At 64.1% G+C, this 26909-nt stretch carries 29 protein-coding genes and 1 pseudogene; 14 read left to right on the top strand and 16 right to left on the bottom strand.

The genetic code is table 11. The annotated features are described in order from the left end of the window. Positions 1 to 48: 48 nt before the first annotated feature. Positions 49 to 855 (bottom strand): lytic murein transglycosylase, encoded by an 807-nt coding sequence (locus GWG67_RS32425; RefSeq protein ID WP_275173586.1) that lies wholly within the window; start codon positions 853 to 855, stop codon positions 49 to 51. A gap of 158 nt (positions 856 to 1013) precedes the next feature. Between GWG67_RS32425 and GWG67_RS32420 the strand changes: the two genes are divergently transcribed. Then, complete coding sequence (locus tag GWG67_RS32420; RefSeq protein ID WP_275173585.1) at positions 1014 to 1952, top strand: OmpA family protein; 939 nt, start codon at positions 1014 to 1016, stop codon at positions 1950 to 1952. Between the two features lie 591 nt (positions 1953 to 2543). Next, entirely contained in the window at positions 2544 to 2780 is a 237-nt protein-coding gene (locus GWG67_RS32415) for a hypothetical protein (protein ID WP_275173584.1), read from the top strand. Between the two features lie 167 nt (positions 2781 to 2947). On the opposite strand, the gene rpoD is transcribed toward GWG67_RS32415, so the two are convergent. Next, positions 2948 to 5098 carry an RNA polymerase sigma factor RpoD gene (gene rpoD, locus GWG67_RS32410; protein WP_275173583.1) on the bottom strand — a complete coding sequence of 717 codons (2151 nt, stop codon included), beginning with the start codon at positions 5096 to 5098 and terminating at the stop codon, positions 2948 to 2950. Between the two features lie 377 nt (positions 5099 to 5475). Further along, a complete protein-coding gene (gene dnaG, locus GWG67_RS32405; protein ID WP_275173582.1) occupies positions 5476 to 7494 on the bottom strand; it encodes a DNA primase in 2019 nt (672 codons plus the stop codon). A 272-nt stretch (positions 7495 to 7766) separates the two neighbouring features. Here dnaG and GWG67_RS32400 point away from each other — a divergent pair, with 272 nt between their 5' ends. Next, on the top strand, positions 7767 to 8330 hold the full coding sequence (locus GWG67_RS32400; protein ID WP_275173581.1) for a chlorite dismutase family protein: 564 nt from the start codon (positions 7767 to 7769) through the stop codon (positions 8328 to 8330). On the opposite strand, the gene GWG67_RS32395 is transcribed toward GWG67_RS32400, so the two are convergent. Then, the gene (locus tag GWG67_RS32395; protein WP_275173580.1) at positions 8327 to 8725 is read right to left on the bottom strand and encodes a gamma-glutamylcyclotransferase; all 399 of its coding nucleotides are present in this window, start codon (positions 8723 to 8725) and stop codon (positions 8327 to 8329) included. The two genes, GWG67_RS32400 and GWG67_RS32395, sit on opposite strands and share 4 nt — an antisense overlap. Before the next feature lie 45 nt (positions 8726 to 8770). After that, on the bottom strand, positions 8771 to 9679 hold the full coding sequence (locus GWG67_RS32390) for a transglutaminase family protein (RefSeq protein ID WP_275173579.1): 909 nt from the start codon (positions 9677 to 9679) through the stop codon (positions 8771 to 8773). Between the two features lie 91 nt (positions 9680 to 9770). Between GWG67_RS32390 and GWG67_RS32385 the strand changes: the two genes are divergently transcribed. Then, the gene (locus GWG67_RS32385; protein WP_275173578.1) at positions 9771 to 10577 is read left to right on the top strand and encodes an N-formylglutamate amidohydrolase; all 807 of its coding nucleotides are present in this window, start codon (positions 9771 to 9773) and stop codon (positions 10575 to 10577) included. A gap of 11 nt (positions 10578 to 10588) precedes the next feature. Here the strand turns inward: GWG67_RS32385 and GWG67_RS32380 are convergent, their stop codons facing one another. After that, positions 10589 to 11209: a LysE family translocator gene (locus tag GWG67_RS32380; protein WP_085384410.1), complete on the bottom strand. Its 621-nt coding sequence runs from the start codon at positions 11207 to 11209 to the stop codon at positions 10589 to 10591. Positions 11210 to 11374: 165 nt separating this feature from the next. Between GWG67_RS32380 and GWG67_RS32375 the strand changes: the two genes are divergently transcribed. From GWG67_RS32375 to GWG67_RS32365, 3 genes are read left to right on the top strand one after another with little or no spacing between them, the layout of a single operon-like run. Continuing rightward, entirely contained in the window at positions 11375 to 11689 is a 315-nt protein-coding gene (locus GWG67_RS32375; RefSeq protein WP_275173577.1) for a helix-turn-helix transcriptional regulator, read from the top strand. Next, positions 11682 to 12152, top strand: a complete 471-nt coding sequence (locus tag GWG67_RS32370; RefSeq protein ID WP_275173576.1) for an SRPBCC family protein — start codon at positions 11682 to 11684, stop codon at positions 12150 to 12152. Before GWG67_RS32375 ends, GWG67_RS32370 begins: the two co-directional genes overlap by 8 nt. Continuing rightward, positions 12149 to 12661 carry an SRPBCC family protein gene (locus tag GWG67_RS32365; protein WP_275173575.1) on the top strand — a complete coding sequence of 171 codons (513 nt, stop codon included), beginning with the start codon at positions 12149 to 12151 and terminating at the stop codon, positions 12659 to 12661. Before GWG67_RS32370 ends, GWG67_RS32365 begins: the two co-directional genes overlap by 4 nt. A gap of 18 nt (positions 12662 to 12679) precedes the next feature. Here the strand turns inward: GWG67_RS32365 and GWG67_RS32360 are convergent, their stop codons facing one another. Then, positions 12680 to 12856, bottom strand: coding sequence for a hypothetical protein (locus tag GWG67_RS32360; protein WP_245286329.1), 177 nt, complete (start codon positions 12854 to 12856; stop codon positions 12680 to 12682). Between GWG67_RS32360 and GWG67_RS32355 the strand changes: the two genes are divergently transcribed. The 3 genes from GWG67_RS32355 (at position 12851) to GWG67_RS32345 (ending at position 14246) form a co-directional block, all read left to right on the top strand. Then, positions 12851 to 13183, top strand: a complete 333-nt coding sequence (locus GWG67_RS32355) for a hypothetical protein (RefSeq protein WP_275173574.1) — start codon at positions 12851 to 12853, stop codon at positions 13181 to 13183. The genes GWG67_RS32360 and GWG67_RS32355 overlap by 6 nt on opposite strands. 65 nt (positions 13184 to 13248) lie before the next feature. Further along, positions 13249 to 14055 carry a transglutaminase family protein gene (locus GWG67_RS32350; RefSeq protein WP_275173573.1) on the top strand — a complete coding sequence of 269 codons (807 nt, stop codon included), beginning with the start codon at positions 13249 to 13251 and terminating at the stop codon, positions 14053 to 14055. Further along, positions 14055 to 14246 carry a hypothetical protein gene (locus GWG67_RS32345; RefSeq protein WP_275173572.1) on the top strand — a complete coding sequence of 64 codons (192 nt, stop codon included), beginning with the start codon at positions 14055 to 14057 and terminating at the stop codon, positions 14244 to 14246. The genes GWG67_RS32350 and GWG67_RS32345 overlap by 1 nt, the downstream gene beginning before the upstream one ends. A gap of 27 nt (positions 14247 to 14273) precedes the next feature. Here the strand turns inward: GWG67_RS32345 and GWG67_RS32340 are convergent, their stop codons facing one another. Continuing rightward, the gene (locus tag GWG67_RS32340; protein WP_275173571.1) at positions 14274 to 15047 is read right to left on the bottom strand and encodes a DUF2189 domain-containing protein; all 774 of its coding nucleotides are present in this window, start codon (positions 15045 to 15047) and stop codon (positions 14274 to 14276) included. 314 nt (positions 15048 to 15361) lie between these two features. Here GWG67_RS32340 and GWG67_RS32335 point away from each other — a divergent pair, with 314 nt between their 5' ends. Beyond that, positions 15362 to 17590, top strand: a complete 2229-nt coding sequence (locus tag GWG67_RS32335; RefSeq protein ID WP_275173570.1) for an ATP-binding protein — start codon at positions 15362 to 15364, stop codon at positions 17588 to 17590. Here GWG67_RS32335 and GWG67_RS32330 read toward each other — a convergent pair whose 3' ends face one another. The 6 genes and pseudogenes from GWG67_RS32330 to GWG67_RS32305 all read right to left on the bottom strand — a co-directional run bounded on the left by GWG67_RS32330 (position 17591) and on the right by GWG67_RS32305 (position 22836). Next, positions 17591 to 18034: a hypothetical protein gene (locus GWG67_RS32330; RefSeq protein ID WP_275173569.1), complete on the bottom strand. Its 444-nt coding sequence runs from the start codon at positions 18032 to 18034 to the stop codon at positions 17591 to 17593. Positions 18035 to 18115: 81 nt separating this feature from the next. Beyond that, positions 18116 to 18583: a MarR family winged helix-turn-helix transcriptional regulator gene (locus GWG67_RS32325; protein WP_275173568.1), complete on the bottom strand. Its 468-nt coding sequence runs from the start codon at positions 18581 to 18583 to the stop codon at positions 18116 to 18118. Between the two features lie 9 nt (positions 18584 to 18592). Further along, positions 18593 to 20203 carry an acyl-CoA synthetase gene (locus GWG67_RS32320; RefSeq protein WP_275173567.1) on the bottom strand — a complete coding sequence of 537 codons (1611 nt, stop codon included), beginning with the start codon at positions 20201 to 20203 and terminating at the stop codon, positions 18593 to 18595. 119 nt (positions 20204 to 20322) lie between these two features. Next, positions 20323 to 21459, bottom strand: a complete 1137-nt coding sequence (locus GWG67_RS32315) for an epoxide hydrolase family protein (RefSeq protein WP_275173661.1) — start codon at positions 21457 to 21459, stop codon at positions 20323 to 20325. A gap of 160 nt (positions 21460 to 21619) precedes the next feature. Further along, the gene (locus GWG67_RS32310) at positions 21620 to 22075 is read right to left on the bottom strand and encodes a GatB/YqeY domain-containing protein (protein WP_275173566.1); all 456 of its coding nucleotides are present in this window, start codon (positions 22073 to 22075) and stop codon (positions 21620 to 21622) included. A 33-nt stretch (positions 22076 to 22108) separates the two neighbouring features. Then, positions 22109 to 22836 (bottom strand): annotated as a pseudogene (locus GWG67_RS32305) (alpha/beta fold hydrolase). Between the two features lie 146 nt (positions 22837 to 22982). Between GWG67_RS32305 and carA the strand changes: the two are divergent. Together carA and GWG67_RS32295 are read left to right on the top strand one after the other, a co-directional pair. Beyond that, positions 22983 to 24173, top strand: a complete 1191-nt coding sequence (carA, locus tag GWG67_RS32300; RefSeq protein WP_275173565.1) for a glutamine-hydrolyzing carbamoyl-phosphate synthase small subunit — start codon at positions 22983 to 22985, stop codon at positions 24171 to 24173. 165 nt (positions 24174 to 24338) lie between these two features. After that, complete coding sequence (locus GWG67_RS32295; RefSeq protein ID WP_275173564.1) at positions 24339 to 24860, top strand: hypothetical protein; 522 nt, start codon at positions 24339 to 24341, stop codon at positions 24858 to 24860. Positions 24861 to 24972: 112 nt separating this feature from the next. Here the strand turns inward: GWG67_RS32295 and GWG67_RS32290 are convergent, their stop codons facing one another. After that, a complete protein-coding gene (locus GWG67_RS32290) occupies positions 24973 to 25497 on the bottom strand; it encodes a Dps family protein (RefSeq protein ID WP_275173563.1) in 525 nt (174 codons plus the stop codon). A 113-nt stretch (positions 25498 to 25610) separates the two neighbouring features. Between GWG67_RS32290 and GWG67_RS32285 the strand changes: the two genes are divergently transcribed. Continuing rightward, positions 25611 to 26312, top strand: a complete 702-nt coding sequence (locus GWG67_RS32285) for a class I SAM-dependent methyltransferase (protein WP_275173562.1) — start codon at positions 25611 to 25613, stop codon at positions 26310 to 26312. Positions 26313 to 26549: 237 nt separating this feature from the next. Here GWG67_RS32285 and GWG67_RS32280 read toward each other — a convergent pair. Continuing rightward, positions 26550 to 26909 (bottom strand): helix-turn-helix transcriptional regulator (locus tag GWG67_RS32280; RefSeq protein WP_275173561.1); only part of this gene is annotated, 360 nt, incomplete at its 5' end.

Genomic DNA, 26909 nt, shown 5'->3' with positions numbered 1-26909 from the left:
ATGGGTCCTGGCGTTCGCCAGGACGACGGCGGAGAGGCATCACGCCCCTCACTGCCCCGCCAGCCGATCGGCAAAATACCCGATCGTCTTGCGATAGATCACCGCCCTGTTCCATTCGCGCATGGCCTCGAAATTGGCGGTGCCTTCGCCGTAGGGTTGGCCCATCTTGAAGCCGCTGGTGTGGAGCAGGTTCGCGGTCGAGGCGAGCACGTCGGGGACGCTGTGGCGGAGATCGACGTGGCCGTCGCCGTCGAAATCAACGCCATACTTGATGTAGGACGACGGCAGGAACTGAGTCTGGCCGATCTCGCCGGCAAAGGCGCCGATCAGGTCGCGCAGCGGCAGGTCGCCGCGCTGTACGATCTTCAGCGCGGCGAGCAGCTCGCCCTGGAACAGCTCCGTGCGGCGGCAATCATGCGCGAGCGTTGCCAGCGTGCGGATCACCGGCATCTTGCCGATGTCGCCCTTGCCGAAATCGCTCTCCAGCCCCCAGATCGCAACCAGGATATAGCGGGGCACGCCGAACTGCTGCTCGATGCGCGAGAGCAGCGCGGCGTGGCGCTGCAACATCGCACGGCCGCCATTGATGCGGCCGGGGCCGACGCGAGTCGAGACGTACTGCTCAAAGCTCTTGTTGAAGGTGTAGCGCTGGCGCCGGTCGAAGGCGAGCACCGCGCCGTCCTGCTGCACACCGCTGAGCGCCGCGCTGGTCACGCTCGCCGAGACACCGGCGGCTTGCGCTTCCGAGGCCATGCTCGCAACAAAGCTATTGAAGTCGCCGCCGCAGCGCGCGGCCTGCGCCGATCCACTGGCCAGACAGGCGATGAAGGCGATGGCCAGGGCGTATTTCGACATTCAGAAAAATCCTACAGGGAATGAGCGGGGGAAGCAGCGCGCGATCATGCCCGGGAACCGGATTCGCGTCAAAGCGGCAAATTCTCGGCAGAACCGATCGCTGCCTGCCTGCGACAAATCAAATGCGCTCGCCCCCTCCCCAACCGATCGAGATGTCCATGACCATGTCCATGTCGCGCCGGATGCTCGCCGCCCTCCCCTTGCTCTTCCTCACCGTGAGTGCCGCTTCCGCACAGACGCGCGATGTCGCCGGCGGCCGCGACTATCCCGGCATCGGCCGGTTCGCCGGCAGCGTCATCACCGGCTATGTGATCAATGATTTTGACGCGGCACGGATGCAGGCGGCTCCCTTCAAGGACGGCCAGCCCGTCGATGCGCGGCGGCTCGAGGGCCGCGTTGTCCGCATCGCCTATCGCACCAATCCCGGCCCCTCGATCCTGGAAGTGTCGCGCAATTTCGAGACGCAGCTTGCCAAAGCCGGCTTCGAGACCCTGCTCGCCTGCGACACCGATGCCTGCGGCGCCATTCCCTTTACCGAAGCCATCGAAACGCTGCCGGTGCCGCAGATGTGGGTCGATGGTTTCAACTATCGTTACTACGCCGGCCGCAAGATCCAGGGCGGGCGCGAGACCTTTGCCAGCGTCCTCGTCAGCCAGAACAATCAGGACATCACCGCGCAGGTCACCGTCGCCGAGCTCGGGGCCGTCGCGAACAAGATGGTGGATGCCGCCGCGATGGCGAAAGGACTTGGCGAGACCGGCCACATCGCGCTCTACGGCATCTATTTCGACACCGACAAGGCCGTGCTCAAACCGGAAAGCCGCCCGACGCTGGAGCAGATCGCAAAGCTGCTGACGAGCCAGCCGCAGCTCAACGTCTTCATCGTCGGCCACACCGACAGCCAGGGCGCCTACGAGTACAATCTCGACCTGTCGAAGCGCCGCGCCGATGCAGTCGCAGCCGAGCTGGTGAAGAACTTTCGCATCGCGCAGCCGCGATTGCGCACTGCCGGCGTTGGATTGCTGGCGCCGGTCGGATCCAACACTTCGGACGCCGGCCGCGCGCTGAACCGACGGGTGGAGCTGGTGGCACCGTGAGAACGGTGCATGCGGCACGCGCAACGTGATGGGAACAGCGTGAAGGGCGAAAGCGGATTAACATATGTTAGGTCGCAACTTCTGCACGCACGCGGGAATACGTGCAGGCAAACGCACTTTCTGACAAGGCGGGTACCGGTCGCTGCATTGCGAGAGCAGGGAATATTAACCAAGTGATCTTGCCATCCAAGCAATTGCTTTGCGAAACGCGATGTCGCGACCACTGCATATCTGATGCGCTCGCTGCGACATCACAGCGTCAACGATTTGCCTTGCCACGGCATGGCGCGAGTTATAATCTTCTATTCTAGGTTGTCGCCCCGCCAGCCCCGGGCGACGCTGAAGACCAAAATAAACGGCGGGCTTCGCGGCCCGCCGTTTGTTGAGGCAAGGGTGAGGCAAGGGTCTCCTCGAAGGAGCGCATCGGGTTTTACGAAGCGTTGGACGCTTCCACCCGACATCCAGGCGCCTCGCAAACGGGTTCGTCGCTCGATCGCGCAGCCGGTTCTGCCGCCGTAGGGCCCGCGGCCGGCCGCCGGAAACCTGCCAAAGTCATTTGACTATGGCCCCCTGATCGACGAAAAGCCGGCCATGGCCAAAAAACCCGGAACCAATCCCAAGGGCGAATTCGCCTTTTTCAACGTCTTCTATGAAGACGGCTCCCAACGCTCCAACCGGCGCGTGCCCGCCGAATTGCTCGGCGGCCTCGACGGCGACGAGCCGGCCCGCGCCTTCATCATGGAGCAGGACCGCGAGATCGCCGAGAAATCCGGCCGCCCGCCGATGGAGATCAAGAACCTCGAGCGGGTCGGCGCGAAGAAGAAGTAGGTTTCAGCCCTATCCACGTCATTGCGAGCGGAGCGAAGCAATCCACGTCTCCACATGCCGCGCGATGGATTGCTTCGCTCCGCTCGCAATGACGGGGCGAGAGCTGAAGCTAAAACAAAAACGGCGGGCCTTGGGCCCGCCGTTTTGCTTTGGATCGATGTTCGCGCTCAGTTATCCAAAAAGCTTCGCAGCTTCCGCGACCTGCTCGGATGCTTCAGCTTCCGCAGTGCCTTCGCTTCGATCTGACGAATACGCTCTCTCGTCACCGAAAACTGCTGGCCGACTTCTTCCAGCGTGTGGTCGGTGTTCATGCCGATGCCGAAGCGCATGCGCAGCACGCGCTCTTCGCGAGGGGTGAGCGAGGCCAGCACGCGCGTGGTGGTTTCGCGCAGGTTCGACTGGATCGCGGCGTCGATCGGCAGGATCGCGTTCTTGTCCTCGATGAAATCACCGAGGTGTGAATCCTCTTCGTCACCGACGGGCGTCTCCAGCGAGAGCGGCTCCTTGGCGATCTTGAGGACTTTTCGCACTTTCTCCAGCGGCATGCCGAGCTTTTCGGCCAATTCCTCAGGAGTGGGCTCGCGGCCGATCTCGTTGAGCATCTGGCGCGAGGTGCGCACGATCTTGTTGATCGTCTCGATCATGTGCACGGGAATGCGGATGGTGCGCGCCTGGTCGGCGATCGATCGGGTGATCGCCTGCCGGATCCACCACGTGGCGTAGGTCGAGAACTTGTAGCCGCGGCGGTACTCGAACTTGTCGACCGCCTTCATCAGGCCGATGTTGCCTTCCTGGATCAGGTCGAGGAACTGCAGGCCGCGGTTGGTGTATTTCTTGGCGATCGAGATCACCAGACGGAGGTTGGCTTCCACCATCTCCTTCTTGGCCTGGCGGGCTTCGCGCTCGCCCTTCTGCACCGAGTGCACGATCTTGCGGAACTCGATGATCTCGAGACCGGTCAGGGCCGCGAGCTGATGCACCTCGTGGCGGAGGTCCTTGATGCGGTCCTTCTCGTGATGGACGAAGTTCTTCCAGCCCTTGGCCGACAGCTTCGAGACACGGTTGAGCCAGCGCGGATCGAGCTCCGAGCCGGTGTAGTTGCGCAGGAAGTCTTCGCGCGCGACGCCGTGGCTGTCGGCAAGGCGCATCAGGCGGCCCTCATGCGAGACGAGGCGCTTGTTGATGTCGTAGAGCTGCTCGACGAGTGAGTCGATACGCGCCTGGTTGAGGCGCAGCGACTTCACCTCGACGATGATCTCGTCCTTGAGCTTGCGGTATTTGCGCTCCTGGTGCGGCGAGAGCGAGGGCCCGTGCGAGGTGCTCTCGAGCTGGTTCTGGATGTCCTGTTCCTGAAGCTTGCGCAGCTTCTTGTAGCTGTCGGCGATCTTGTCGAAGATCTCGACGACCTTCGGCTTGAGCTCGGCCTCGATCGCCGCAAGCGACATCTGGTTCTCGAACTCGTCGTCCTCGTCCATGTCGGCTTCGGCGGCGGACTCCGCGGGATCCTTTGCGGCTTCGCCGGCATTGCCGGGCGCAGGCGCGGCGCGGAACGGGGTCGGCGCCGGCGGTGCGGCGGGCGGCGCGACATGCGCGGGCGCGGCGCCGGTGACCGGGCCGCCTTCGGCCGTCGCTTCACCGTTCTCGCCGTTGGGACCCGCGATCATCGCATTGTTCATGCCGGCCTTGGCGTCGGGCCCGGCATAGGTGGCTTCGAGATCGATGATGTCACGAAGGAAGATCTTTCCTTCGTTGAGCTCGTCGCGCCAGATGATGATGGCCTGGAAGGTCAGCGGGCTTTCGCACAGACCTGCGATCATCGCCTCGCGGCCGGCCTCGATGCGCTTCGCAATCGCGATTTCGCCTTCGCGCGACAGCAGCTCGACGGTGCCCATCTCGCGCAGATACATGCGCACGGGATCGTCGGTGCGCTCGCCCGGCTCGCTCTTCTTGACCTCGGTGACGGCCTTCTGGGTGACTTCGACGAGCTCGTTGTCGGTCTCGTCCTCGCCGCTCTCGTCCTTGTCCTCCTCGCCTTCGCTATCGTCGGCTTCGGTGACGTTGATGCCCATGTCCGAGAGCATGGACATGATGTCCTCGATCTGCTCGGGAGAGGTCTGGTCGGACGGCAAAACTTCGTTGAGCTGATCGAAGGTCACGAAGCCGCGCTTCTTGGCCTGCTTGATCATCTTCTTCACGGCCGCGTCGGACAGATCGAGCAACGGCGAGGGCGCGTCCTGGGAGTCCTTCTCCGGCGCGTCCGCTGCCTTGTCGTCTTTTTCCTTGTCCTTCGCCTGCAGCGTCTTTGCCTTGGTGGCCATCCATTGCTCCTAAACGCGTTTCACACAGACGTTCGCCGCGCCCGCGTGAAATCACTTGAACTTGTTGCTCGATGCTCTCGCTTCGTCAGATCTCGACACGGAAAGGGCGGCGCGGACCTCTTGTCGCCACCCCCGACCTTTCACTCGCCGGATTTGCCTAACGCTTCGTAGAGCCTCTTTGTCGCAGCGGATGCAGGTGTAGTGCCAACAGCAATTGCGCGGATTCATTCCTGACGCGTCTGTTCTGCCTGCGGCCGCCTGGTGGCCAAAGTGCTACAAGACCGTTAAGCCTCGATTAACCCTGTTTTTGCCGCCAAACCTCGGATTTGGCGAGTCTTTTAGCGGTTCCGGTCCCGGCCGTCCGCATGATTCTTTCATCACACGCTCTTCTGGAACCGGCCCGACAGCTCGCCAAAACCCTCGATCAGGGCCTCGGTGCCGTCGACTTCGCCTATCCGAGCCTTGACGTCGCGCAGCCACGCCATGTTGGCCTCGCTGGGATCCTCCCCCAAGGCCATCTCGGCGTCTTTCAGCTCTCTAAGTAGTGAATGGTACTGCCGATGCAAGGCAACGAGTTGATGCCAGGTGGAGAGAACGTCGTCCCGTGCGGCGCCCTCGCGGGCACCCCACACCGCTGCGGTCGTGATGCCGCCCTCAACTCTTTGAAGAGCCTGCGAAAATCCGCCCTTCTCGAGGTCGCTGCGCATCTTCTCGGCGAGCTCCCCGGGGTCCGGCGAATGGTGATGGTCGTTGGCAAAGGCGGCGATGATGCCGGCCCGGAGCTTATGGACCTCGGGATGGGCGAGCTCCAGGGCCGCGACTTCCTCGAGATGATCGTGCAGCAGCCATGGGTGGTTGATCAGGATTTGCAGGATCAGGGCCTCCCGACGGGAGATCGCGCTGCGCTGGCCGCGCATGATCGGGCTTGCCGCGAGCTGCGCGCTCGCCGCCTGGTACGGCCCGGAGGGCAGCTGGATCGGACCGGGCGGGCCGCGGCGGCCTTGCCCGCCAAACCCCTGGCCGCCGAATCGATTCGCGCCGCCCCCACCACGGGGCTGAAACTGACGACCGGCCGAGCCCGGGCGGAAATTGCCACGGCCGCCGCCAAAGCCGCCGCGTCCGCCTTCGGGGGCAAAGGCGCGCTGAAGCCGCTCGGCAAGATCCTGCCGGTAATAGCGCCGCACCACCTCGTCGCGGATGCCGTTGGAGAGCTCCTTGATGCGCGCCTCCAGCGCGGCACGGCGCTCGGGCGTGGCGAAATTGCCGCCTTCAAGCTCGCGCGACCAGATCATCTCGGCCAGCGGACGCGCCGCCGCGATCACCTCCTCGATCGCGCCGCGACCGCCGGAGCGCACGAGATCGTCGGGGTCCTGCCCTTCCGGCAGCAGCGCGAAACGAAGACTCTTGCCGGGCGCGAGGAAGGGCAAGGCAAGATCCGCGGCACGATAAGCCGCCTTCTGGCCGGCACGGTCGCCGTCGAAGCAGAGTATCGGCTCGTCCGCCATCTTCCAGAGCAGTGCGAGTTGGTTTTCGGTGAGCGCGGTGCCGAGCGGCGCCACGCTGCCGGCAAAGCCCGCGGTGACCATGGCGATGACGTCGACATAGCCTTCGACCACGACCAGCGGGCTGCCGTCATGGGTGGCTTTGCGCGCGGTCTGGTGGTTGTAGAGATTGTCGCCCTTGTGGAAGAGCGGCGTCTCCGGCGAGTTCAGGTACTTGGCCGGAACGTCCTTCTCCAGCGCGCGCCCGCCGAAGGCGATGACGCGGCCGCGCAGATCCGTGATCGGAAACATCACGCGATCGCGGAAGCGATCATAGGGCACCGGGATGTCGTTGCCGGCCACCAGCATGCCGGTCTCGACCATGTCGTCGACGGAGACGCCGAGCTTGCCGAGATGCTCTTTCAGCGCGAAGCGATCGGGCGGCGCATAGCCCAGCCGAAACTGCAATTGCGTCGCCGGCGAGATCGCGCGATCGGCGAGATAGCCGCGCGCCTTGGCGCCGACGCGCGAAGCCAGCGTCTCGGCGAAGAACTTTGCGGCGAGATCCATGACGTCATGCAGCGAGCGGCGCCGCTGCTCCTGACGCGCCGCATCCGGCGTCACCGCCGGCAGCGGCAGGCCCGCCATATTGGCGAGCCGCTCCACGGCCTCCGCGAACGGCAGGCCGTCGGTCTCCATCATGAAGCTGATGATGTCGCCGTGCTTGCCCGAGGAGAAGTCGTGGTAAAAGCCCTTCTGGTCGTTGACGTAAAAGGACGGCGTCTTCTCCTGCTGGAACGGCGACAGCCCCTTCCATTCCCGCCCCGCCTTCTTCAGCTTGACGCGCTTGCCCACGACCTCGGAAACCGAAAGCCGGGCACGCAGCTCGTCGAGGAATTGGGGCGTGAAGCGCATGGGCTCTGTGTAACGCGAAACCGTGTGAGTCGGGCGAAGGGATCAGGGATATAGGGACGACCCGTCCAGAAGTCAGGTTTGTCAGGCTTATACGCGCTGTTCACAGCCCTTCCGTCTTCCGGGGCGCGCGGAATGCAGCCGAGACCGATCGATTTTTGCCGTCACCCTGAGGTGCTCGCCTCTTCGGCGAGCCTCGAAGGATGACGGAACGGGCGCACCCCGGAACGACGAGAAAAGCTTGAACCCGCCCCGGTTCCACGCTTCCATGGGCGATGTTCAGGACCTTCCGAGGCGGCCAGAGTGGGGGTTGGCGCATCACCTCGATTTCGCCTGTGACGGGCGAACCCCTCGCCTTCATGCCGGCGCTGTCGGTCACCGACAGCGAGGCTATCGCGTTGCCGCTGGTGCCCTCGCGCAATGCCTGGCGGCTGGTCGGTGTCGCGAGCAGCTTGCGATACACCGAGCGCGCCGAGAAGCAGCAGCTCACGGCCGTGCAGGCCGGCCTCGGCCGGCTGGAAGCAACCAGCGCGGCGCTGATCCCGATCCGCAAGTCGCAGGCCTGGTGGGATCTGACCCAGGAAGAGCGCCGCAGGATCTTTGAAGACAAGTCGCATCACATCGCGAGCAGCCTGCGCTACCTGCCCGCGATCGCGCGCCAGCTCTATCATTGCCGCGACCTCGGCGGGCCCTTCGATTTCCTGACCTGGTTCGAATTCGCGCCCGCGCACGCCTCGCTGTTCGAGGAGCTGGTGGCGATGCTCAGGCGGACCGAGGAGTGGAGCTATGTAGAGCGCGAGGTGGACGTACGTGCGGTGAAGGAAGTGCTGTCGGCCTAGTGATCGAGGAAGCGGCCGGATTCGATGCGCGGCAGATCGGTGACCGGCCAGTTGTAGATGTAAGTCCAGGCCGGTGCCGTCGCGCCGTCCGCCCCTGTTACGTCGACCAGCTGGCGCAGATATTCGGTCGGCTCCGGAAAGCCCTCGCCGCAGGCCTCGTACATGTCAAGCTCGCGCAACAGCTCGTCGGGCACGCGCAGCTGGAAGAGTTCGCCGTGGACGCGGTCGGACGGCACATCGGAGAGCAGCAGCCCCGGATAATGCTTCACCAGAACGAGCCGGCCGCGGCAGGTCGCTTCACCCAGAAAATCCGCGTGGCCCGCAAGCAGCCGCGCCATCGGATGGTCGAAGCCGCGCATCAGCGTGCCGTAGACGAAAAGACGATCGGAGGTCATGGCCTTCTATAACCGTCAATCGGCAGCGTGCAAATCGCAGCAGATCTACGAAACCTCTGCCTCGAGTTTCTCGCTGCGTTGCTCGTCCGACACCACCCTGATGGTCACGTCCATGGCCTCGAACGCGCCCGCAGGGCCGATATAGACGCCGTGCAGCGGGATCGCCTGGCGCGGATCGCGTGCGACCGCGACGCGGATGAGGTCGCGGGTGCCGACGATGCCGTTGGTCGGATCGAACTCGATCCAGCCCGCGCTCGGCAGATAGACCTGCACCCAGGCATGCGTCGAACCACCGCCGACATGGCGCTGCGCGATATCCTCCGGCAGGAAGATGTAGCCGGAGACGAATCGTGCGGCGATGCCGAGATGGCGCAGCGCCTCGATCATGAACAGTGCGTAGTCGCGGCAGGTTCCGGTACCGGACTGCAAGGTGTCGAGCGGATGCTGCGTGCCCAGTTCGTGGCGCTTGCGATACTTGAACCGCTCGCGGATGCCGTGGGTCATGCCGCTCAGGATCTTGAAGGTCGGCGTCGGCGCGTCCTCGTCGAGAAAGCCGCGCGCCCATTCCGCGATCTCGCCGTCGGGATCGGTATATTGCGGCGTGATGTAGTGGACGAGGTCGGGAAATTCCTCGTCGTCATAGGCGAACGGATAGAAATAGGCCGAGTCGTCCGGCGTCAGCGCGAACTCCTCGACCGGATTGTGCTCGACGGTGACGTGCCAGTCGAACACCAGCGCATCCGCGCGCTCGTCGAAATTCGCGATCGCGACCGAATTGCCGAACACGTCGTGGATCCAATGCAGCGACATCGGCTCGGGCGAGATCTCGAGCCTGGAGTCGAGCACGCGCAGATCATGCCCGTCGCGCGGACGCAGCATGATCCTGTGTTCGCCGAACGCCACGGGGCGGATGTAGCGATATTCGGTCTTGTGATGAATCGTCAGCAGCGGCATCGTCAGGCAATCATGGTGATGTCGGGCGGACCAATCTATAGCAATCCCGCCCGATTCTTCGGGGTGACTGCTGTTTCATTAGGCAATCAGGATGGCTTTAGACACAATCGAGGCGACCAATCAACTCCTCAGCGAGGGTGATGTCCCTCCGGTGCACGAGGTGAATGCCCAAGGGACATCGCCTTTTTTGCTCACCTCGGACCACTACGGACGGGTGCTGCCGCGTACGCTGGGCGATCTCGGCGTCGCGGGAGGCGAGCTGACGCGGCACATCGCCTGGGACATCGGCATCGCGGGTGTCGCCGACCGGCTGGCCGAGATGCTGGGCGCGCATCTGATCGCCCAGCGCTATTCGCGGCTTGTGATCGACTGCAACCGCCCGCCCGCCGCCGTGAGCTCGATTCCCGTGATTTCCGAAGCAACCGCGATCCCGCGCAACGAGGGAATTTCGGAGCAGGAGCGCAAAGCGCGCAGGCGCGAGATTTTCGAGCCCTATCACCGCCGTATCGATGCCGCGATCGGCCGCCGCGTGCACGACAAGCGGCCCACGGTGCTGGTGTCGCTGCACAGCTTCACCCCCGTTTACGCCGGCGTCGCGCGTCCCTGGCACATCGGCGCGCTCTACAATCGTGACACCGTGCTGCCGCAGCTGTTGCTCAGGCATCTGCGCAGCCAGGGCGATCTCGTCGTCGGCGACAACGAGCCCTACGCGGTCAACGACCTCACCGACTACACCATTCCCGTCCACGGCGAAGCCCGCGGCCTCGTCAACACCGGCATCGAGATCCGCCAGGATCTGATCGCCGACCAATCCGGCCAGCAACAATGGGCCGAGCGGCTGGCGCGGATTTTTGCGGGGATCGAGCTGGAGCTGAGGGCGGAGAGGCTGGTCGACTAGCCCGACGGCGGTTATTTCGCCCTGGTCAGCGCCAGCCAGATGCCGCCGCCGATCATGAACCCGCCGGAGATGCGCGACATCATGCGGGTGCGGCGAGCCGAAAAGAACTTACGGGCGCGCCCGGCCGCGATGGCGTAGAGCGCGTCCGTCATCACCGCAGTGACCATGAAGGTGGCCCCCAGCAGCGCGACCTGCGGGAAGTGGTCGCGGTTCATGTCCATGAACTGCGGGATGAAGGCGCCAAAGAACACCAGCACCTTCGGGTTCGACAGCAGCACCAGGAAACCTTGCAGGAAGAATCCGCCACGCGGCGGCGCTGGCGGCTCGTCCACATTGACGCCCTCGACCGGCGCCCAGATCAGCTTGATGCCGAGCCAGACCAGATAGGCGGCGCCAGCAAAGCGCACCCAGTCGAACCAGTAGCCCATGGTCGCCATCAGCGAGGTCAGGCCGACCGCGACGATGCCGATGACGATGGCGAGGCCGGCCTGCGCACCGGCCACGTTGGTCAGCGCCGCACGCGTGCCGTGGCGCAGCCCGTTGGCGATGACGAGAGTGACGATCGGCCCCGGCAGCAGCGCCAGCGCGATGCAGGCGGCAAGGAAGGCGAGATAGGCTTGCAGAGACATCATGGGGAGGACTCGCTGAGAGCGGTTCGGAGCATTAATGCATGACACTCAATGTCCGTCCAGCGCCGCAGCCCCACGTCTTCATCTCCGGCGTCTGCAGGAACACGAGCATCGCGCGCCGCACCACCATCTTGACATGCAACCATATGGTTGCATATTATCGTCGCCATGGATGAGGTCTTCAAAGCGCTCGCCGATGCGTCACGACGGTCGCTGCTCGATAGGCTTCACGCCAGGAACGGCCAGACGCTGAACGAGCTCTGCGAAGGTCTCGCGATGACGCGCCAGGCGGTGACCAAGCACCTTGCCATTCTGGAACAGGCCAATCTGGTCACGACGCTCAGGCACGGCCGCGAGAAGCTGCACTATCTCAATCCGGTTCCGATCCATCAGATCGGCGAACGCTGGATCAAGAAATTCGAGCGCGGCAAGCTCGCCGCACTCGGCGAGTTGAAACGCCAGTTGGAGAAGCGCGATGAGTAAGCCGCAATTCGTCTATGTCACCTACATCGAGACCACGCCAGAGAGGCTGTGGGAGGCGCTGACATCAAGCGAGTTCAGCAAGCAATACTGGTTCGGCGCCGAGGTCAGATCCGACTGGAAAATCGGCTCCCCTTTCGCGCTGCTGCTGGACGGCGAGACCACCGATTCCGGCGAGATCCTCGAGGCCGATCCACCGCGGCGGTTGTCCTACAGCTTCAAGCACCAGAAATACGAGGAATTGCGCGGTGAGCCGATATCCCGCGTCGTGTTCACCATCGAACCGTTCGGCTCGCTCGTGCGTTTGACGGTGCTGCATGACGGCTTCGTCGAAGACGGCAAATATCTCGGCGCCGTCTCCAACGGCTGGCCGGCGATCCTGTCCGGTCTCAAGAGCCTGCTGGAAAGTGGCAAGGTGCTGGCCATTCCGCGCGCAGCCCTCAACAAGGGATTCGATGCAAGATGAACCTCGATCAGTTCAAGCCGCTCACCGTCTACACGATTTACATCGCCGCGACGCCGGACAAGGTGTGGGAGGCGCTGACCTCCGCCGAGTTCAGCCGCAAATACTTTTCCGGCTTTGCAGTTGAGATGGAGCCAAGACTCGGCGGGAAATTCATCGTGCGCGCGCCCGACGGTTCGGAACACATCTCGGGCGATGTGTTCGAATACGATCCGCCGAACAAGCTGACGGTGACGTGGAACGTCAACTGGCCCGACCTCGTCGCAAAGCTCGGCACGACGCTTGTGACTTATGAGATCGAACAAGCCGGCGAGGCCGTCCGCCTCACCATGAGCGAACGTCACGACCGCCCGCTCAGCGACGACATCCTTTCCGGCGGCCGCACCGGCTGGCCCGCAATCCTGTCAGGGCTGAAGAGCCTGCTGGAAACGGGCAAGGCGCCGCAGATCAAGATGGCGCCGCCGGCGCAGATGCTGGAAGCGTTGAAGGCGATGGGTATCAAGACGCCGTAGCGGGCGAACCCGGCGCCGTCATCGCTTCTTCTTCACCGGCGGATTGATTTCGTCGATCTTGCGACTGCAATCCGCTTCCGAATCGTGCGGGCCCGAGACAAAGGTCCCGCTGACCTTGATCGCGTACCAGCCCGACTCGACGCCGAGCCGGAGCGCTTCTTCTGTCTTGACGTGTCGTGGGGAGAGAGCTTGCATCTGGTGCTTTCGGTTGGCGTTCGATCTCATGATCGAATCGCGGTGAAACCTTCAGAGGTCCGCGGCACGCGCTGCCGCGTCCAACTCACCCGCTGGAGCGGGCAATCTGCGCAACGACCGCTGTTGCGACGTCGCGATGAGTCGGCTCCGCCGGTGCGAGGAAATGAGGCGCTTCACGTCGCGCGAATAGTCGTGGCGCTGCATAGCGCAGAGACGACAGGTCTTTCCGACATTATCGGCACCGTGCGCGCAATCGCCGCAATTAGCTATCGTTTTCTCGCCCGCGCCGCGCTTTTGAGGCGCCAAATGCCGTGCGCGATCGAATAAGCCGTCGAAGCCTTGTGATCGGCGGCTTCGTAGCCATGTTGGGAGCTTAGCCAAGGGAAAATCGTATGAAGCTCCGCGTCGGGTTTGAGATGCTGTACGAATTCCCGCAGCCCACGCCTATGATCATGGTGTTGGGCACGCACTTTACGCGCGCCTCCGATGTCATCGTGCCCGACCTGGTGACCACCAGACCCTCGGTGCCGATCACTCCCTATCGCGACCTCTTCGGCAATTGGTGCAGCCGTATCGTGGCGCCGGCCGGCGCCTTTCGCCTTGCCGGCGACGGCGTCGTGAGCGACAGCGGCCTGCCCGACCCGGTGTTCCCGAAAGCGGCTCAGCACGCCGTCGAGGCGCTGCCGACCGACACGCTCGTCTATCTGCTCGGCAGCCGCTACTGCGAGACCGATCGCCTGTCGGATATCGCATGGAAACTGTTCGAGCACACCCAGCCGGGCTGGGCGCGGGTCCAGGCCATCTGCGATTTCGTTCATCGTCACATCGCTTTCGGCTATGAGCACGCGCGCGCAACCAAGACGGCGCGGGAGGCCTACGACGAAGGCAAGGGTGTGTGCCGCGACTATGCCCATCTTGCCATCGCGTTCTGCCGCTGCATGAACATCCCGGCGCGCTACTGCACCGGCTATCTCAGCGACATCGGCACGCCGAAGCCCTGGGCTGTGGGAGATTTCGCCGGCTGGTTCGAGGCTTATCTCGGAGGAAGCTGGCACATGTTCGATCCCCGCAACAACACGCCGCGGATCGGCCGCGTGCTGATCGCACAAGGACGCGATGCCGCGGACGTCCCGATCACACAGACCTTCGGTCCGAATAAGCTGGTCAATTTCAAGGTATGGACCGACGAGGTTGCCTGATGACAGACAACAGCGTTGCGCTCAGCGCCGATGAATTTGCGTCGTTGGCCGAGATCGGCAAGGGCAAGGCGCAAGGCGAAGTTCCGCAAGCGCACGGTGAGCGCCTGACCAATCTGGGTTATGCGATCAGGCGCCTCGGCGAACTCGAACTGACCTCATCCGGCTCGCGCCGGCTGGCAACGGGCGAATAGCTCGCTGCCGTTGCGTCCGGCTCGCTGTTACGCCACCGGCACCACGATCCGCCGATAAAGATGCCAGGTCGCGTGCCCGAGCACGGGCAGCGTCACCACCAGCCCCAGAAAATACGGCAGCGCCGACACGATCAGGACCATCACGATCACCGCGGCCCAGCCAATCATCGGCAGCGGGCTGGCGACGACCGCGCGCACGCTCGTCACCATCGCCGTGACGAAATCGACCTCGCGGTCGAGCAGCAGCGGAAACGACACCACGGTCAGGGAAAACAAGATCAGCGACAGCAGCGCGCCGACCGCGTTGCCGATGCCGAGGAACAGCAAGCCCTCGTTCGTAGTCAGCACCACCGTCATGAACTCCTGTAGGCTCGAGAACGAGGCATGCAGGCCAAGCAGCAGCGCGATCAGAAGCCGCACCTGATACATCCAGACCACGAACACGAACAGCGTGACGAAGGCCATCCAGCCGATCTCGCTGCGCGCGCGCACGGCCGACCAGATCGCGCCGAGCGAGATGGCCTCGCCGCGCTCGCGACGGCGGCTGACTTCATACAGCCCGATCGCCACGAATGGCCCGAGCAGCGCGAAGCCGGCGGCCAACGGATAGACCAGATAGACCATGCCGAACGCGGTGAAGCACAGCATGATGGCGATTCCGCCGGCGGCGTAGAGCGCACCGAAGCAGAGGCCGTACAGCGGCAGCGCCTGGAAATCACGCAGGCCCTCGCCCAGCGCCTCGGCGATGTCGGTCGCCGCGACGGGACGCACCACCGGATCGACCTTGCCCGAAATGGACATCAGCTTCCTCCTCGTTGGCCGGCGCGATCTCCGTCGCACGCGGATTGACATCGATCTTAGCGTCCCCGCAGCCGGCACGCACGCGCGAGTTGATGGCCGGACGACGGTATCCCGAAGCCGCCGGCGCAGACCCGGGGAAACCACCGCGCCGTCAGCGTCGCTTCGTTCGGGAAGCTCATCCCTGCTGCACGCGGCTCGAAATCTTTCCCCGTCGGAGACTTTTTCGGCCCGATGCCTATGGACTGAGCCGAGGGTGGTGCCGCAAATTGGGTCCTTGAACGAGCGCGCGATGACCCGAATGGACCGTCCCACCGATGAGCTTGCGTACCCGGCTACTGATACTCGTCATCGCGGCCATGCTGGTGCCGGCGAGCCTCGTCGGGCTGCGTTTCGTGCAGAACCGGAGCAGTGAAATCAACGCCGCCTTGGCCAATCTGGCGGCTTCGGCCGACGACATTGCCAGCGATCTGGGCGAGAAGATTCAGGGCACTGCGCAGCTTCACTACGGTCTGGCCCGCGCGCGCGACCTCGACACGCGCGACAAGGCGGCGTGCTCGGCGTTTCTGTCGGATGTGCGCGAGGAATACCCTCAGTTCACGGGAATCCTGACCATCGATCCGGACGGCAGCCTGTTCTGCGACTCGCTGCGGACCAACCGCACCCTCGACCTGAGGGATCGCGCCTATTTCAAGCAGGCCCTGGTCTCGCGCAGCGTCGTGGTTGAGCCGGTATTCGGCCGGCTGACCGGAATATCGGTGCTCCAGATCGCATATCCGGTGCGATCGGAGGCGGGCGCACTGAAGCTGGTGCTGCTCGCCTCATTCAACCTGCGCAAATTCGCCGAGTTTCACCACAAGCGGCTGCTCGCCGAGAAGGATATCCTGCTCATCGACGCCAAGGGCACCGTTCTCGTCGCCCCCTCGACAGCCGGCTGGACCGCGCCCCTGGGCGCGTCGATTGCGGGATCCGACCTGCTCCGCTTCGCGACGGCTCCCGATCAAGATGCATATCAAGAAGTGACCGATCGCGACGGCCGCACGCAGGTCTGGGCCGTCGCCCACTCGCCTTCGATCCGTGATGCCGGCCTCTATATCCTGGTCGGACGCTCCAAGGACGGATTGGTCGCGGCGGCGAATCGCCGGCTCTACGAGGACATGGCGATCCTCGCGGTGGCCTTGCTGCTGCTGCTGGCCGGCGTATGGATCCTCGCAACCGTGAGCGTCGGGCGCCAGGTCGGGCGGCTCGCCAACATGGCGAAGAGGCTCGGGCTCGGCGATCTCAGCGCGCGAATTCCCCCTCCCCATCCGCGCGGCGAGCTGGGCGGATTGATGACCCTGCTCAATGGCACGGCCGAGTCGCTCGAGCAGCAACGCGCGGCCATCGCGGACCTCAACCAGAAGCTCAGCCAATCCCAGAAGATGGAGGCCATGGGCCAGCTCACCGGCGGCGTGGCACATGACTTCAACAACCTCCTTACCGTCATTCTCGGCAATTCGGAGCACCTTGCCGACAGGCTGGCGGGGAACACGGAGTTGCACCGGATCGCCGGCGACATCGCGACGGCAGCCGAGCGCGGCTCCGACCTGACGCGGAGCCTGCTCGCCTTCGCGCGCAAGCAGCCCCTGAGGCCGCGGGACATCGACATCAGCGAGAATATTCAGGAGATGGAGGCGTTGTTGCGCCGGCCGCTGGGCGAGCACATCGAATGCGCCTTCGTGCTCGAACCGGATGTGGGGTTGACCAGCGTCGATCCCGGCCAGCTGACGACGGCGCTGCTCAATCTCGTGCTCAACGCGCGCGATGTCATGCCGTTGGGCGGCAGGCTGACCATCGAGGCGCGCAACGCTTCGCTCGGTGAGTCCGACCTTGACGTCAACGGCGAGCCGCGACCGGGCGACTATGTCATGGTGGCCGTGACCGACACCGGCAGCGGCATGACCGCCGAGGTGGCGAGCCGGGCGTTCGAGCCGTTCTTCACCACCAAGGAGGTAGGCAAGGGAACCGGGCTCGGCCTGAGCATGGTCTACGGGTTTGCGCGGCAGTCCGGCGGATTGGTGCAGATGCAGTCCGCGCCGAGACAAGGCAGCACCGTCAGGCTGTACTTCCCCCGCCTGGCCACGCCGCTGAACGAGGATCTCTCACCCGCCGAAGGGATCGTCACGCGCGAAGGAAACGAGACCATTCTCGTCGTCGAAGATAACGACATGGTTCGGACCTATGTCGAAAGCGAGCTGAAGACCCTCGGCTACCGCGTCATCACGGCGGCGAGCGGCCCGGAGGCGCTCGACTTGTTGCGCCAGCCCGGGGACATCGACCTGCTGTTCACCGACGTCGTGATGCCCGGCGGCATGTTCGGGCCGGAGCTAGCCAGGCAAGCGATCCAGCTGCGGCCCGGGCTCAAGGTGCTCTTCACTTCCGGCTACAGCCAAAATCCGGTCAAGGCGCCCGACGGGATCGGCGATGCCCGCATCCTGACCAAGCCGTTCCGGCGGCGAGACCTCGCCGCGATGCTGCGATCCGCGCTGTCGAAGCCGTCGCGGTAGTCAGGAGCGCGACGCGAGGAGAAGCGCCGCACCCAGATTGGCCACGAACAAGACCGCGTCGATGACGAAGATCCTGAGCATCGGGCCCTTCAACACGGGCCAGTAAGCCACCCCGACGCGTCCTCCGCGCAGCAGGACCGGAAGGTTGTAGGCGAACTGGCTGAAATGGCAGGCGGCAAAGAACAGGAACAGCGCCAGCTGCGCTTCGACCGGCTGGAAGAAAACCGGACGGGCTGCCAGAAGATAGAGCGACAGAAGGCCGATCGGCAGATTGATGCCGCCGAGGAATGCCACGCTGGCCGACAATGTCGGCGCGATCGGATTGGCGCGCTCTTCCCGCGGCACCAGAATCTTCAGCGTGTTGGCTTGCGCAATGCTGAACTGGATGAAGGCGCCGCCGAACCAGAGCGCGTTGAGGAGCAGGACGATATCCGAAAGACGCATGGCGGAGCCCTCCCTCGGCTCGTTGGCCAGGAAAGTGGCAAAGCCCGCTCCTCATGTCAACCATGTTGACTTCAGGAATTGTCAGTTGGTGTCGGCGATCGCCTCCATGACGCCCATCCACGCAGCCGCACCTGTCGCTCCGACGCGATCGAACGCCTCGCGCAGCACCTTGCGCTCGTGGTCCGATGCACGCTGCTCGATGCGCTGCCCCGCGGCGGTCAGGCGCAGCAGCTTCGAGCGATGCTGCTCGGGCGAGCGTTTCGAGGTCAGGAGCTTGCGCTCCAGCAACAAATTGAGCGGCCGGTTCAGGGCCTGCTTGGAAATGCCGAGGATCTCGATCAGCGAGCCGATCGCGATATCGGGCCGGCGCGCCACTACGTAGAGAATGCGATGGTGCGGGCGCGACAGTCCCTGCTTGGCGAGATACGCATCGGCTTCGAGTGTCATCCCGCGCCAGCCGTAATACATGAGCTCCAGCGCCGCATCGAGATCGTGCAGCTTCGCAAGTGAGGCGGGGTGAAGCCCCGCGGCTTGAGACGTCTTTGCCATTACAGGAAGCTAACCCCTCGTCCGCAGCTCGCGCCGCAGCACCTTTCCGGTGGCGGTCATCGGCAGTGTCTCCGCGAACTCCACGAATCTTGGATATTCGTGGGCGGCGAGTTGCACCTTGACGAATTCCTGGATCTCGCGCGCGAGTGCGTCGCCGGCGGCGAAGCCCGGGCGCAGCACGATCCAGGCCTTGATCGATTCGGTGCGGATCGGATCGGGAATGCCGACCACTGCCGCCATCGCGACCGCCGGATGCTTCATCAGCGTGTGCTCGATCTCGGACGGGCCGACGCGATAGCCGGCGGTGGTGATGACGTCGTCCTCGCGGCTGACGTACCAGAAGTAGCCGTCCTCGTCCTGCACGCCGAGATCGCCGGTGAGCAGGAACTCGCCGGCATATTTCTTCGCCGTGGCGTCCGGATTGCGCCAATATTCGAGCATCGTGCAAGGACAGGGCTGGCGCACGCCGATGATGCCGCGCTGGCCACGCGGCTGCTCCTCGCCTCTGTCGTTGACGATGCGGACGTCGAAACCCGGCGTCGCCTTGCCCATCGAACCGGGGCGGATCGGAAACAGATTCGCGTTGCTGCCGATCACGAGATTGCATTCGGTCTGGCCAAACACCTCATGCGCGTCGATGCCGAAAGTCTCGCGCACCCAGCCGAGCATCTCGCCGCCGAGGGACTCGCCGCCGGTAAAGATGCTGCGCAGCCTGACGCCCGGATGCGTCACCCCGGCCTGTCGCATCAGCTTCAGCGCGGTCGGCGGCAGGAAGACATTGCGCACGCCGAGATCGGCCATCATCTGCATCGCCGCCTGCGGCTCGAACTTTCGCGCGCGGTGACCTACCAGGGGGATGCCGTGATACCAGAACGCGAACAGGCCGTTGATGAGGCCGCCGATCCAGGCCCAGTCCGCCGGCGTCCACATCAGATCGCCGGGGCGCGGCAGGAAGTTGTGGCACATCTCGACATTGGGAAGATGACCGAGCACGACGCGATGCGCATGCAGTGCGCCCTTCGGATTGCCTGTCGTGCCCGAGGTGTAGATGATCAGCGCGGGATCGTCCGCAGACGTGTCCACCAGCGTGAAGTCGGGCGATGCAGCCTTGACCGAATTCCAGAACGAAGTCGTGCCCGCCGGCGTTCGTTCGCCAACGATGTAGACATTCTTCAGCTCCGGCAGACGGTCGCGAATCTTCGAAAGCTTCTCCCAGCCACCCTCGTCGGTGACGATCGCCCTGGCCTGCGAGTTCGACAGACGGAATTCCAGCGCGTCTTCGCCGAACAATGCGAACAGCGGAATGGAGATCATCGCCGAACGGAACGCCGCCATGTGTGCGATCGGCAGCTCCAGCGACTGCGACAGGAACACCGCGACGCGGTCGCCGCGGGCAAGACCATCCGCCTTCAGCACATTGGCGAAGCGGCGCGACATCTCCGCGACCTCGTCGAAGGATGTGCGCGTGATGGCGCCGTTCTCGTCGACATAGACCAGCGCCAACCGGCCAGTGCCGTCAGCATGGCGATCACAGCAGGCCTCCGCCATGTTGAAGCGCGCCGGGATCTCCCAGCGGAAATTGCCATAGAGTTCGTCGTAGGTGCTGGCTTCGGTGAGCATGGTCGTTTCCCGGCGGCGTCGTCATGGCCGGGCTTGTCCCGGCCATCCACGTTCTTGTTTGGCCTCAGTTTAAGGGCGTGGATGCCCGGGACAAGCCCGGGCATGACGCAGATTGCGTTTCAGCGCACCGTCGCGAAGAACTTGCGGACATCGCGCACGAACAGCTCCGGCTGCTCGAATGCGGCGAAATGCCCGCCCTTCTCCATCTCGCTCCAATGCGTGATGTTGTGGAAGTTCGGCTCCATCCAGCGCCGCACCGGCGTGATGATCTCCTTGGGGAAGACCGCGACGCCCGTCGGCACCTTGACGACCGGCGTGGTCCGGCGCTTGCCAAAGCTTTCCCAATAGAGCCGCGCGGACGAGGTCGCCGTCTCCGTCGCCCAGTAGAGCATGACGTTGTCGAGCAGCTCGTCCTTGGTGAAGATGTTTTCGGGATGACCGTTGCAATCGGTCCACGCCCAGAATTTTTCCAGAATCCAGGCCGCCTGCCCGCTCGGTGAATCCGTCAAGCCGTAGCCGAGTGTCTGCGGCCGCGTCGATTGCTGCTTCGAATAGCCGGAATCGAGGTCGACGTAATGCTTGAGGCCGGCGAGCGCGCGCTTCTCTTCCGGCGTCGGTTCGCCCTCGACCTTCGGTGCTGCGTTGAAGGCGAGCGTAATGTGGATGCCGGCGCAATGCTCGCTGTCCTCCATGCCGAGCGAGGTCGTTACCGCCGAGCCCCAGTCGCCGCCCTGCGCGCCATACCTGATATAACCGAGTCGGTCCATCAGCCTGGCCCAGGTCGCGGCGATACGATCGACGCCCCAGCCGGTGGTGTTCGGCTTGCCGGAGAACCCAAAACCCGGCAGCGACGGACAGACGACGTGGAAGGCATCGGCAGGATCGCCGCCGTGCGCGGCAGGATCGACCAGCGGCGCGATCACCTTCTGGAATTCGACGATCGAGCCGGGCCAGCCATGGGTGATGATCAGCGGCAGCGCCGACGGCTCCTGCGAGCGCGCATGCAGGAAGTGAATGTCGAGCCCGTCGATCTCGGTGGTGAACTGCTCGAAGCGATTGAGTTTTGCTTCGCGCGCGCGCCAGTCGTAGCCCTCAGCCCAGTAGGTGCATATCTCCTGGATCCATGCCAGCGGCGCACCCTGGCTCCAGTCGGAGACGAGCTCCGCCTCCGGCCAGCGCGTGCGAGCAAGGCGCGACTTGAGGTCGGTGAGGACGTCGTCGCTGATGGCAATGCGAAACGGTTTGATGGCGGTCATCGGAGAGGCCCTGCTCATCGGAGGTTCTCGTCATGGCCGGGCTCGTCCCGGTCATCCACGTTCTTTCTCTTCATTCTGAAGAACGTGGATGCCCGGCACAAGGCCGGGCATGACGGGATGATAGTCTGTCAGCTCTTGGCAAATCTTTCGGCGCGGCCGTCTAGCCCGTCAGAGCAGCCTTCACCAAACCGGAAGCCTTGCCGAAATCCATCTGGCCGGCGTACTTCGTCTTCAGCACGGCGATCACCTTGCCCATGTCCTTCATGCCGGCGGCGCCGGTCTCGGCGATCGCGTCCGAGATCGCCTTCTTGACGTCGTCGTCCGACATCTGCTTCGGCAGATACGCAGAGATCACCGCGATCTCCTCGCGCTCCTGCGCGGCGAGCTCGGCACGGCCGCCCTTCTCGTAGAGCTCCACCGACTCCTGGCGCTGCTTGATCATCTTCTGAAACACGCCTAGCAGATCCGCGTCCGTGAGCGGCGGCTTGCCACTGCCGCGCGCCTCGATGTCGGCGTTCTTGATGGTCGAGTTGACCATGCGCAGAGTGGACAGCTTGCGCTCTTCCTTGGCCTTCATGGCCTCCTTGACCGCATTGTTGATGTCGTCGCGCAGCATGGTCGTGCTCCCCTAGAATATCCGAGGCCTGATCTAGGCCGTTCGCGGCCCTGAGACAACCGGGGTTCCCAGCCATTCGTCCAGCGCCCGCACCGTCGCCGCGAGCTGCTCCGGCTGCGGCAGATGTCCGCAATTCTCCAAAACAACGAGCCTTGCGCCGGCAATGCCCTCCGCCATCTCCTTCGAGAATGCGTTGGGAATCGTATTGTCCGCATCGCCCGTCAGAACCAGCGTCGGGCATTTGATCGTCGCAAGCGTCGGCCGTGAATCCACCCGCGCGATGATCGCGGTCTGCTGTCGCAGATAGCCCTCGACGCCGACGTCATCGCCCTGCTCGTGTACGAGCTGGCGAATGCCGGCATCGTCGCGGCGCGAGGGATGCACCAGTTCGGGAAACATCTCCTCGCGGGCCGCACGGAGCTCGCCGCGCCGGGCCCGCTCCATCAGACCGCGGCGACGCGCGGTCGCCTCCGCCGTGTCGGGCCGGGCCTGGGGTTGATCAGCGCCAGCTTTGCCACCCGCTCGGGCGCCTGGCGCATGATCTCGAGCGCGATGTAGCCACCCATGGAATGGCCGGCGAGCGCGAAGCGCAGCGGCGCCTCGCTCAGCACCCGCCGCGCAATCGCCGCCATGTTGTCGTCGCGAATATGGTTGGCGACCATCACCGGGCCGAACCGCCACAGCGCCGGGATGACCGGCGCATAGATCCGGGCCGAGGAGGCTAATCCCGGAACCAGCAGAATCGGCGTCGTCTGGTCCATTATTGCCTCCCAAGCCCCGGAATTTGCCGGAAATTATGCCGCGGAGCTTAAGGGCCCAAGGCGACCTGTCAAATATGCAAAAACGCATGTGAATCGGCGCATCTCCGCTTTGACGCCGGCGCCCGCGGGGACTATGAACCGGGCTCATGACACAACACGATAACGATCACGCTTGGCCGGACCACAAACCGACCGCGCTGTTGGTGCTTGCCGATGGCACGGTGCTGGAAGGCTTTGGCCTCGGCGCCGAAGGCCAAGCCGTCGGTGAGGTCTGCTTCAACACCGCGATGACCGGCTATGAGGAAATCCTCACCGATCCCTCCTATGCCGGCCAGCTCATCACCTTCACGTTCCCGCATATCGGCAATGTCGGAACCAACGACGACGACATCGAGACGGTGAACATGGCCGCGACGCCCGGCGCGCGCGGCGTGATCCTGCGCACCGCGATCACCGATCCCTCGAACTACCGCGCCACCAAGCATCTCGACCAGTGGCTGAAGGCCCGCGGCATCATCGGCCTCTCCGGCATCGACACCCGCGCGCTGACCGCGCTGATCCGCAACAAGGGCATGCCCAACGCCGTGATCGCGCACGCCAAAGACGGCGAGTTCGATTTGCACGGCCTGAAGGAAGAAGCGCGCGAATGGCCGGGGCTCGAGGGCATGGACCTCGTGCCGATGGTCACTTCCGGCCAGCGCTTCACCTGGGACGAGACGCCGTGGCTGTGGGACAAGGGCTTTGGCCGTCAGGACAAGCCTGAGTTCAACGTCGTCGCCATCGATTACGGCATCAAGCGCAACATTTTGCGCCTGCTCGCCGGCGTCGGCTGCAAGGTGACGGTGGTGCCGGCAACGACGTCGTCCGAGGACATCCTGGCGATGAAGCCGGACGGCGTGTTCCTGTCGAACGGCCCCGGCGATCCGGCCGCGACCGGCAAATATGCCGTGCCCGTGATCCAGGACGTGATCAAGTCGGGCACGCCGACATTCGGAATTTGTCTCGGCCATCAGATGCTCGGCCTCGCGGTCGGCGCCAAGACGAAGAAGATGCACCAGGGCCATCACGGCGCCAATCATCCCGTCAAGGACGAGACCACCGGCAAGGTCGAGATCACCTCGATGAACCACGGCTTTGCCGTGGACGAGAGCACCCTTCCGACCGGCGCGACGCAGACCCACATCTCGCTGTTCGACGGCTCGAATTGCGGCATCCAGCTCGACGGCAAGCCGGTGTTCTCGGTGCAGTACCACCCCGAGGCCTCGCCGGGTCCGCGCGACTCGCACTATCTGTTCCAGCGTTTTGCGGACCTGATGCGGCAGAAGAAGAGCGCGTAAATCGCGCGCTCTCCTGCAACTGCTTTGACGACATCGAGCCCGGGCTTTCTCCCGGGCTCTTGTCGTTCCGGGGCGAAGCGCAGCGCGAACCTGGAATGACAGCGCACGAGGAACGCCGCTTAGCTCCCTTCGTTGATCCCTGCTACGCTCACGCAGGAGCCCGCCATGTCCGTCGTCCGCGACAATGCCGAGCCGCTCGCCATCGTATTTGAGGATGACGGGCTCGTGCCGAACAATATCCTCCCCTTCCTGGTCTACCAGGCCGCGGTGAAGCTCGATTCCAGACAGCCGGAAGAGACGATCGAACGCTTGTTCGAAGCGAACGGCTGGGGCGGCACGTGGCGCAATGGCGTCTTCGACTATCTGCATTATCACGCGACGGTGCACGAGGTGCTCGGCGTTGCGCGTGGCAGCGCGCGCGTGCGCTTCGGCGGCGACCATGGCCAGGAGCTGGAGATCAAGGCCGGCGACGTCGCGATCCTGCCCGCCGGCACAGGTCACCAACGCATCAAGGCCAGCGAGGATTTCTGCGTGATCGGCGCTTATCCGCCGGGCGCGAAGATGGAGGTCACCCGGGCAACGCCGGAGAACCACGCCAAGGCGCTGAAGACGACTCCAAACGTCGCGCTGCCGCCGGCCGATCCGGTGACGGGGAAGGACGGGGCGTTGATGCGGTTGTGGCGGTAGCTGCAAGCAAAGTGATGTAGGGTGGGTTAGCGAAGCGTAACCCACCTCTTCTGTTTCCGCGGAGGCAGACGTGGTGGATTACGCCTGCGGCTAATCCACCCTACGACCTATCCTACGCCTCGTTCGCACCTTCCTGTCTTGTGGCTTCGAACAAAAACCAGGTGCGGCGCTCCGTCTCGTCGATGAAGTTCTCGAGGATGCTGGCACTGGCGACGTCGCCGGCCTCGTCGCACACGTCGTGCGCCTTGCGCATTGCGGCGGCGACATGCTTGTTGTCCTGCATCAGCTCGCGCAGCATCTCACGCGGCGGGACGTAGTCCTCGTTGTTGTCCTTGATGGTCTGGAGCTTGGCGATCTGCCCGATCGACTTCAGCGTGGTGCCGCCGATCTTGCGGACGCGCTCGGCGAGCTGGTCGGTGGTGGCGAATATCTGGTCGGACTGTTCGTCAAGCAGCAGATGATAGTCGCGGAAATGCCGGCCGCTGATGTGCCAGTGGAAATTCTTGGTCTTGAGATAAAGCGCGAACGCATCGGCCAGGAGCACGTTGAGTGCCTCCGAAACCTTGTTGACCGCCTGGGACGACAGATCGGTGGGGGTATCGAGGTCGGGCGAGACCTTTTGTGGGGCTTTGCTCACGAGAAACCTTCCTGTTAGGACGCGGACATTGACGGCGCGCCGCCGCACCCCTAACGCAGGCGGGCAGCGCCGGTTCCTTCAGCGGAACCGTTTGGCCGGGGACCTCGGATACCATGGACGATTGGATCGATTATTACGACTCGACGCATACGATCTATGTCAGCAAGCTGCATCGCGACTTGCACTTTCAGATCATCGCGGGGGACATCATCGGCTACATCTCCTCGCCCGAGGCGACCGTGCTCGACTATGCCTGCGGCGAGGCGCTGTCGGCGAGCCAGGTCGCGGCGGCTTGCGGCAAGCTGATCCTCGCCGAGCCCGCGCCCGGCGTGCGCGGCCGGTTGATCGCCCGGTTTGCCCCGAACACGAAAATCCGCGTCCGCTCGCTCGACGACGTCCACAACATGCAGGAGCAGTCGATCGATCTCGTCGTGATGAACTCGGTCGCGCAATACATGACGCCGGACGAGCTCGACGGCGCGCTCCTCAATTTCCGCCGCATCCTGAAACCCTCCGGGAAGCTGGTGCTCGGCGACATCCTCCAGCCCAATGTCGGCATGTTCAGGGACGTCACGGCGCTGCTCAGCTTCGGCCTGCGTCACGGCTTTTTGAAAGATGCACTGATCGGGCTGATCAGCACCGCACTGTCGGATTACCGTCATCTGCGCACGCGCATCGGGCTGCAGCGCTACAGCGAGGCGGAGATCACCGCCAGGCTCAAGGCAGCCGACTTCGCGGTCCAGCGCGCTCACCGCAATATCGGCCACAATAGCTGGCGCATGACGTTCGTCGCGCGGCCGCCGTTGGTTCGGTAAGTTTCCTGGGTTCGGTAAACTTCCTGGATTCGTTAGGCTTCCTGGGTCCGTTAAGCATAACGTCTGCCTGAGGTGGCTTGTCGCACCTCGATCGGTAATGATCGCCGCGGCCCGGTGGCGGAAGCGTTACGCGAGGGCGATGCATCGCTCTTTATCCTGGTTCAAATCCAGGCCGGGTCTCCACGCTTCGCCCCTCACGGGGCTACGCGTGGCGCGGCCACGCAAGCCGTCCAATCCTCACTCCATCTCGACCACTTCGCCTTCCGACACAAGTCGCAGCCGGTCGGCATCCTTTGCCGCGGAGGTGATGACGGCATCGAGCAGGCCCGGAAAACGTGCGTCCAGATCTTCGCGGCGCAGCCGCACGAAGCGGTTGGTGCCGGCGACGCGGGTCTGCATCAGGCCGCATTCGCGCAGCTTGGCGAAGTGATAGGCCAGATTCGACTTGCCGCTGAGCCCGTTGAAATCGCCACAGCACAGCTCGCCGCTGACACGTTCCTGCTGCGCGAGCTGATACACGATCGCCAATCTGATCGGATCGCTCAGGCAATCCAGAACCATCGGCAGTTCGATCTGCGCGCGGGTGGGGTGGGGTGG

The organism is Bradyrhizobium sp. CSS354, from assembly GCF_029051725.1.
In the GTDB taxonomy this organism is placed as follows: domain Bacteria; phylum Pseudomonadota; class Alphaproteobacteria; order Rhizobiales; family Xanthobacteraceae; genus Bradyrhizobium.
This window is presented reverse-complemented; position numbering and strand designations above follow the sequence as displayed.

What these genes read in the sequence shown, in the direction of transcription:
- GWG67_RS32295 (WP_275173564.1), top strand. Translation starts at nt 24,339, where the DNA reads ATGTCCGTCGTCCGCGACAATGCCGAGCCGCTCGCCATCGTATTTGAG.
- GWG67_RS32385 (WP_275173578.1), top strand. Translation starts at nt 9,771, where the DNA reads ATGGCTTTAGACACAATCGAGGCGACCAATCAACTCCTCAGCGAGGGT.
- GWG67_RS32345 (WP_275173572.1), top strand. Translation starts at nt 14,055, where the DNA reads ATGACAGACAACAGCGTTGCGCTCAGCGCCGATGAATTTGCGTCGTTG.
- GWG67_RS32325 (WP_275173568.1), bottom strand. Translation starts at nt 18,583, where the DNA reads ATGGCAAAGACGTCTCAAGCCGCGGGGCTTCACCCCGCCTCACTTGCG.
- GWG67_RS32335 (WP_275173570.1), top strand. Translation starts at nt 15,362, where the DNA reads ATGAGCTTGCGTACCCGGCTACTGATACTCGTCATCGCGGCCATGCTG.
- GWG67_RS32330 (WP_275173569.1), bottom strand. Translation starts at nt 18,034, where the DNA reads ATGCGTCTTTCGGATATCGTCCTGCTCCTCAACGCGCTCTGGTTCGGC.
- GWG67_RS32425 (WP_275173586.1), bottom strand. Translation starts at nt 855, where the DNA reads ATGTCGAAATACGCCCTGGCCATCGCCTTCATCGCCTGTCTGGCCAGT.
- GWG67_RS32365 (WP_275173575.1), top strand. Translation starts at nt 12,149, where the DNA reads ATGAACCTCGATCAGTTCAAGCCGCTCACCGTCTACACGATTTACATC.
- GWG67_RS32360 (WP_245286329.1), bottom strand. Translation starts at nt 12,856, where the DNA reads ATGCAAGCTCTCTCCCCACGACACGTCAAGACAGAAGAAGCGCTCCGG.
- GWG67_RS32390 (WP_275173579.1), bottom strand. Translation starts at nt 9,679, where the DNA reads ATGCCGCTGCTGACGATTCATCACAAGACCGAATATCGCTACATCCGC.
- GWG67_RS32380 (WP_085384410.1), bottom strand. Translation starts at nt 11,209, where the DNA reads ATGATGTCTCTGCAAGCCTATCTCGCCTTCCTTGCCGCCTGCATCGCG.
- rpoD (WP_275173583.1), bottom strand. Translation starts at nt 5,098, where the DNA reads ATGGCCACCAAGGCAAAGACGCTGCAGGCGAAGGACAAGGAAAAAGAC.
- GWG67_RS32400 (WP_275173581.1), top strand. Translation starts at nt 7,767, where the DNA reads ATGTTCAGGACCTTCCGAGGCGGCCAGAGTGGGGGTTGGCGCATCACC.
- GWG67_RS32310 (WP_275173566.1), bottom strand. Translation starts at nt 22,075, where the DNA reads ATGCTGCGCGACGACATCAACAATGCGGTCAAGGAGGCCATGAAGGCC.
- GWG67_RS32375 (WP_275173577.1), top strand. Translation starts at nt 11,375, where the DNA reads ATGGATGAGGTCTTCAAAGCGCTCGCCGATGCGTCACGACGGTCGCTG.
- dnaG (WP_275173582.1), bottom strand. Translation starts at nt 7,494, where the DNA reads ATGCGCTTCACGCCCCAATTCCTCGACGAGCTGCGTGCCCGGCTTTCG.
- carA (WP_275173565.1), top strand. Translation starts at nt 22,983, where the DNA reads ATGACACAACACGATAACGATCACGCTTGGCCGGACCACAAACCGACC.
- GWG67_RS32395 (WP_275173580.1), bottom strand. Translation starts at nt 8,725, where the DNA reads ATGACCTCCGATCGTCTTTTCGTCTACGGCACGCTGATGCGCGGCTTC.
- GWG67_RS32320 (WP_275173567.1), bottom strand. Translation starts at nt 20,203, where the DNA reads ATGCTCACCGAAGCCAGCACCTACGACGAACTCTATGGCAATTTCCGC.
- GWG67_RS32315 (WP_275173661.1), bottom strand. Translation starts at nt 21,459, where the DNA reads ATGACCGCCATCAAACCGTTTCGCATTGCCATCAGCGACGACGTCCTC.
- GWG67_RS32340 (WP_275173571.1), bottom strand. Translation starts at nt 15,047, where the DNA reads ATGTCCATTTCGGGCAAGGTCGATCCGGTGGTGCGTCCCGTCGCGGCG.
- GWG67_RS32415 (WP_275173584.1), top strand. Translation starts at nt 2,544, where the DNA reads ATGGCCAAAAAACCCGGAACCAATCCCAAGGGCGAATTCGCCTTTTTC.
- GWG67_RS32420 (WP_275173585.1), top strand. Translation starts at nt 1,014, where the DNA reads ATGACCATGTCCATGTCGCGCCGGATGCTCGCCGCCCTCCCCTTGCTC.
- GWG67_RS32370 (WP_275173576.1), top strand. Translation starts at nt 11,682, where the DNA reads ATGAGTAAGCCGCAATTCGTCTATGTCACCTACATCGAGACCACGCCA.
- GWG67_RS32350 (WP_275173573.1), top strand. Translation starts at nt 13,249, where the DNA reads ATGAAGCTCCGCGTCGGGTTTGAGATGCTGTACGAATTCCCGCAGCCC.
- GWG67_RS32285 (WP_275173562.1), top strand. Translation starts at nt 25,611, where the DNA reads ATGGACGATTGGATCGATTATTACGACTCGACGCATACGATCTATGTC.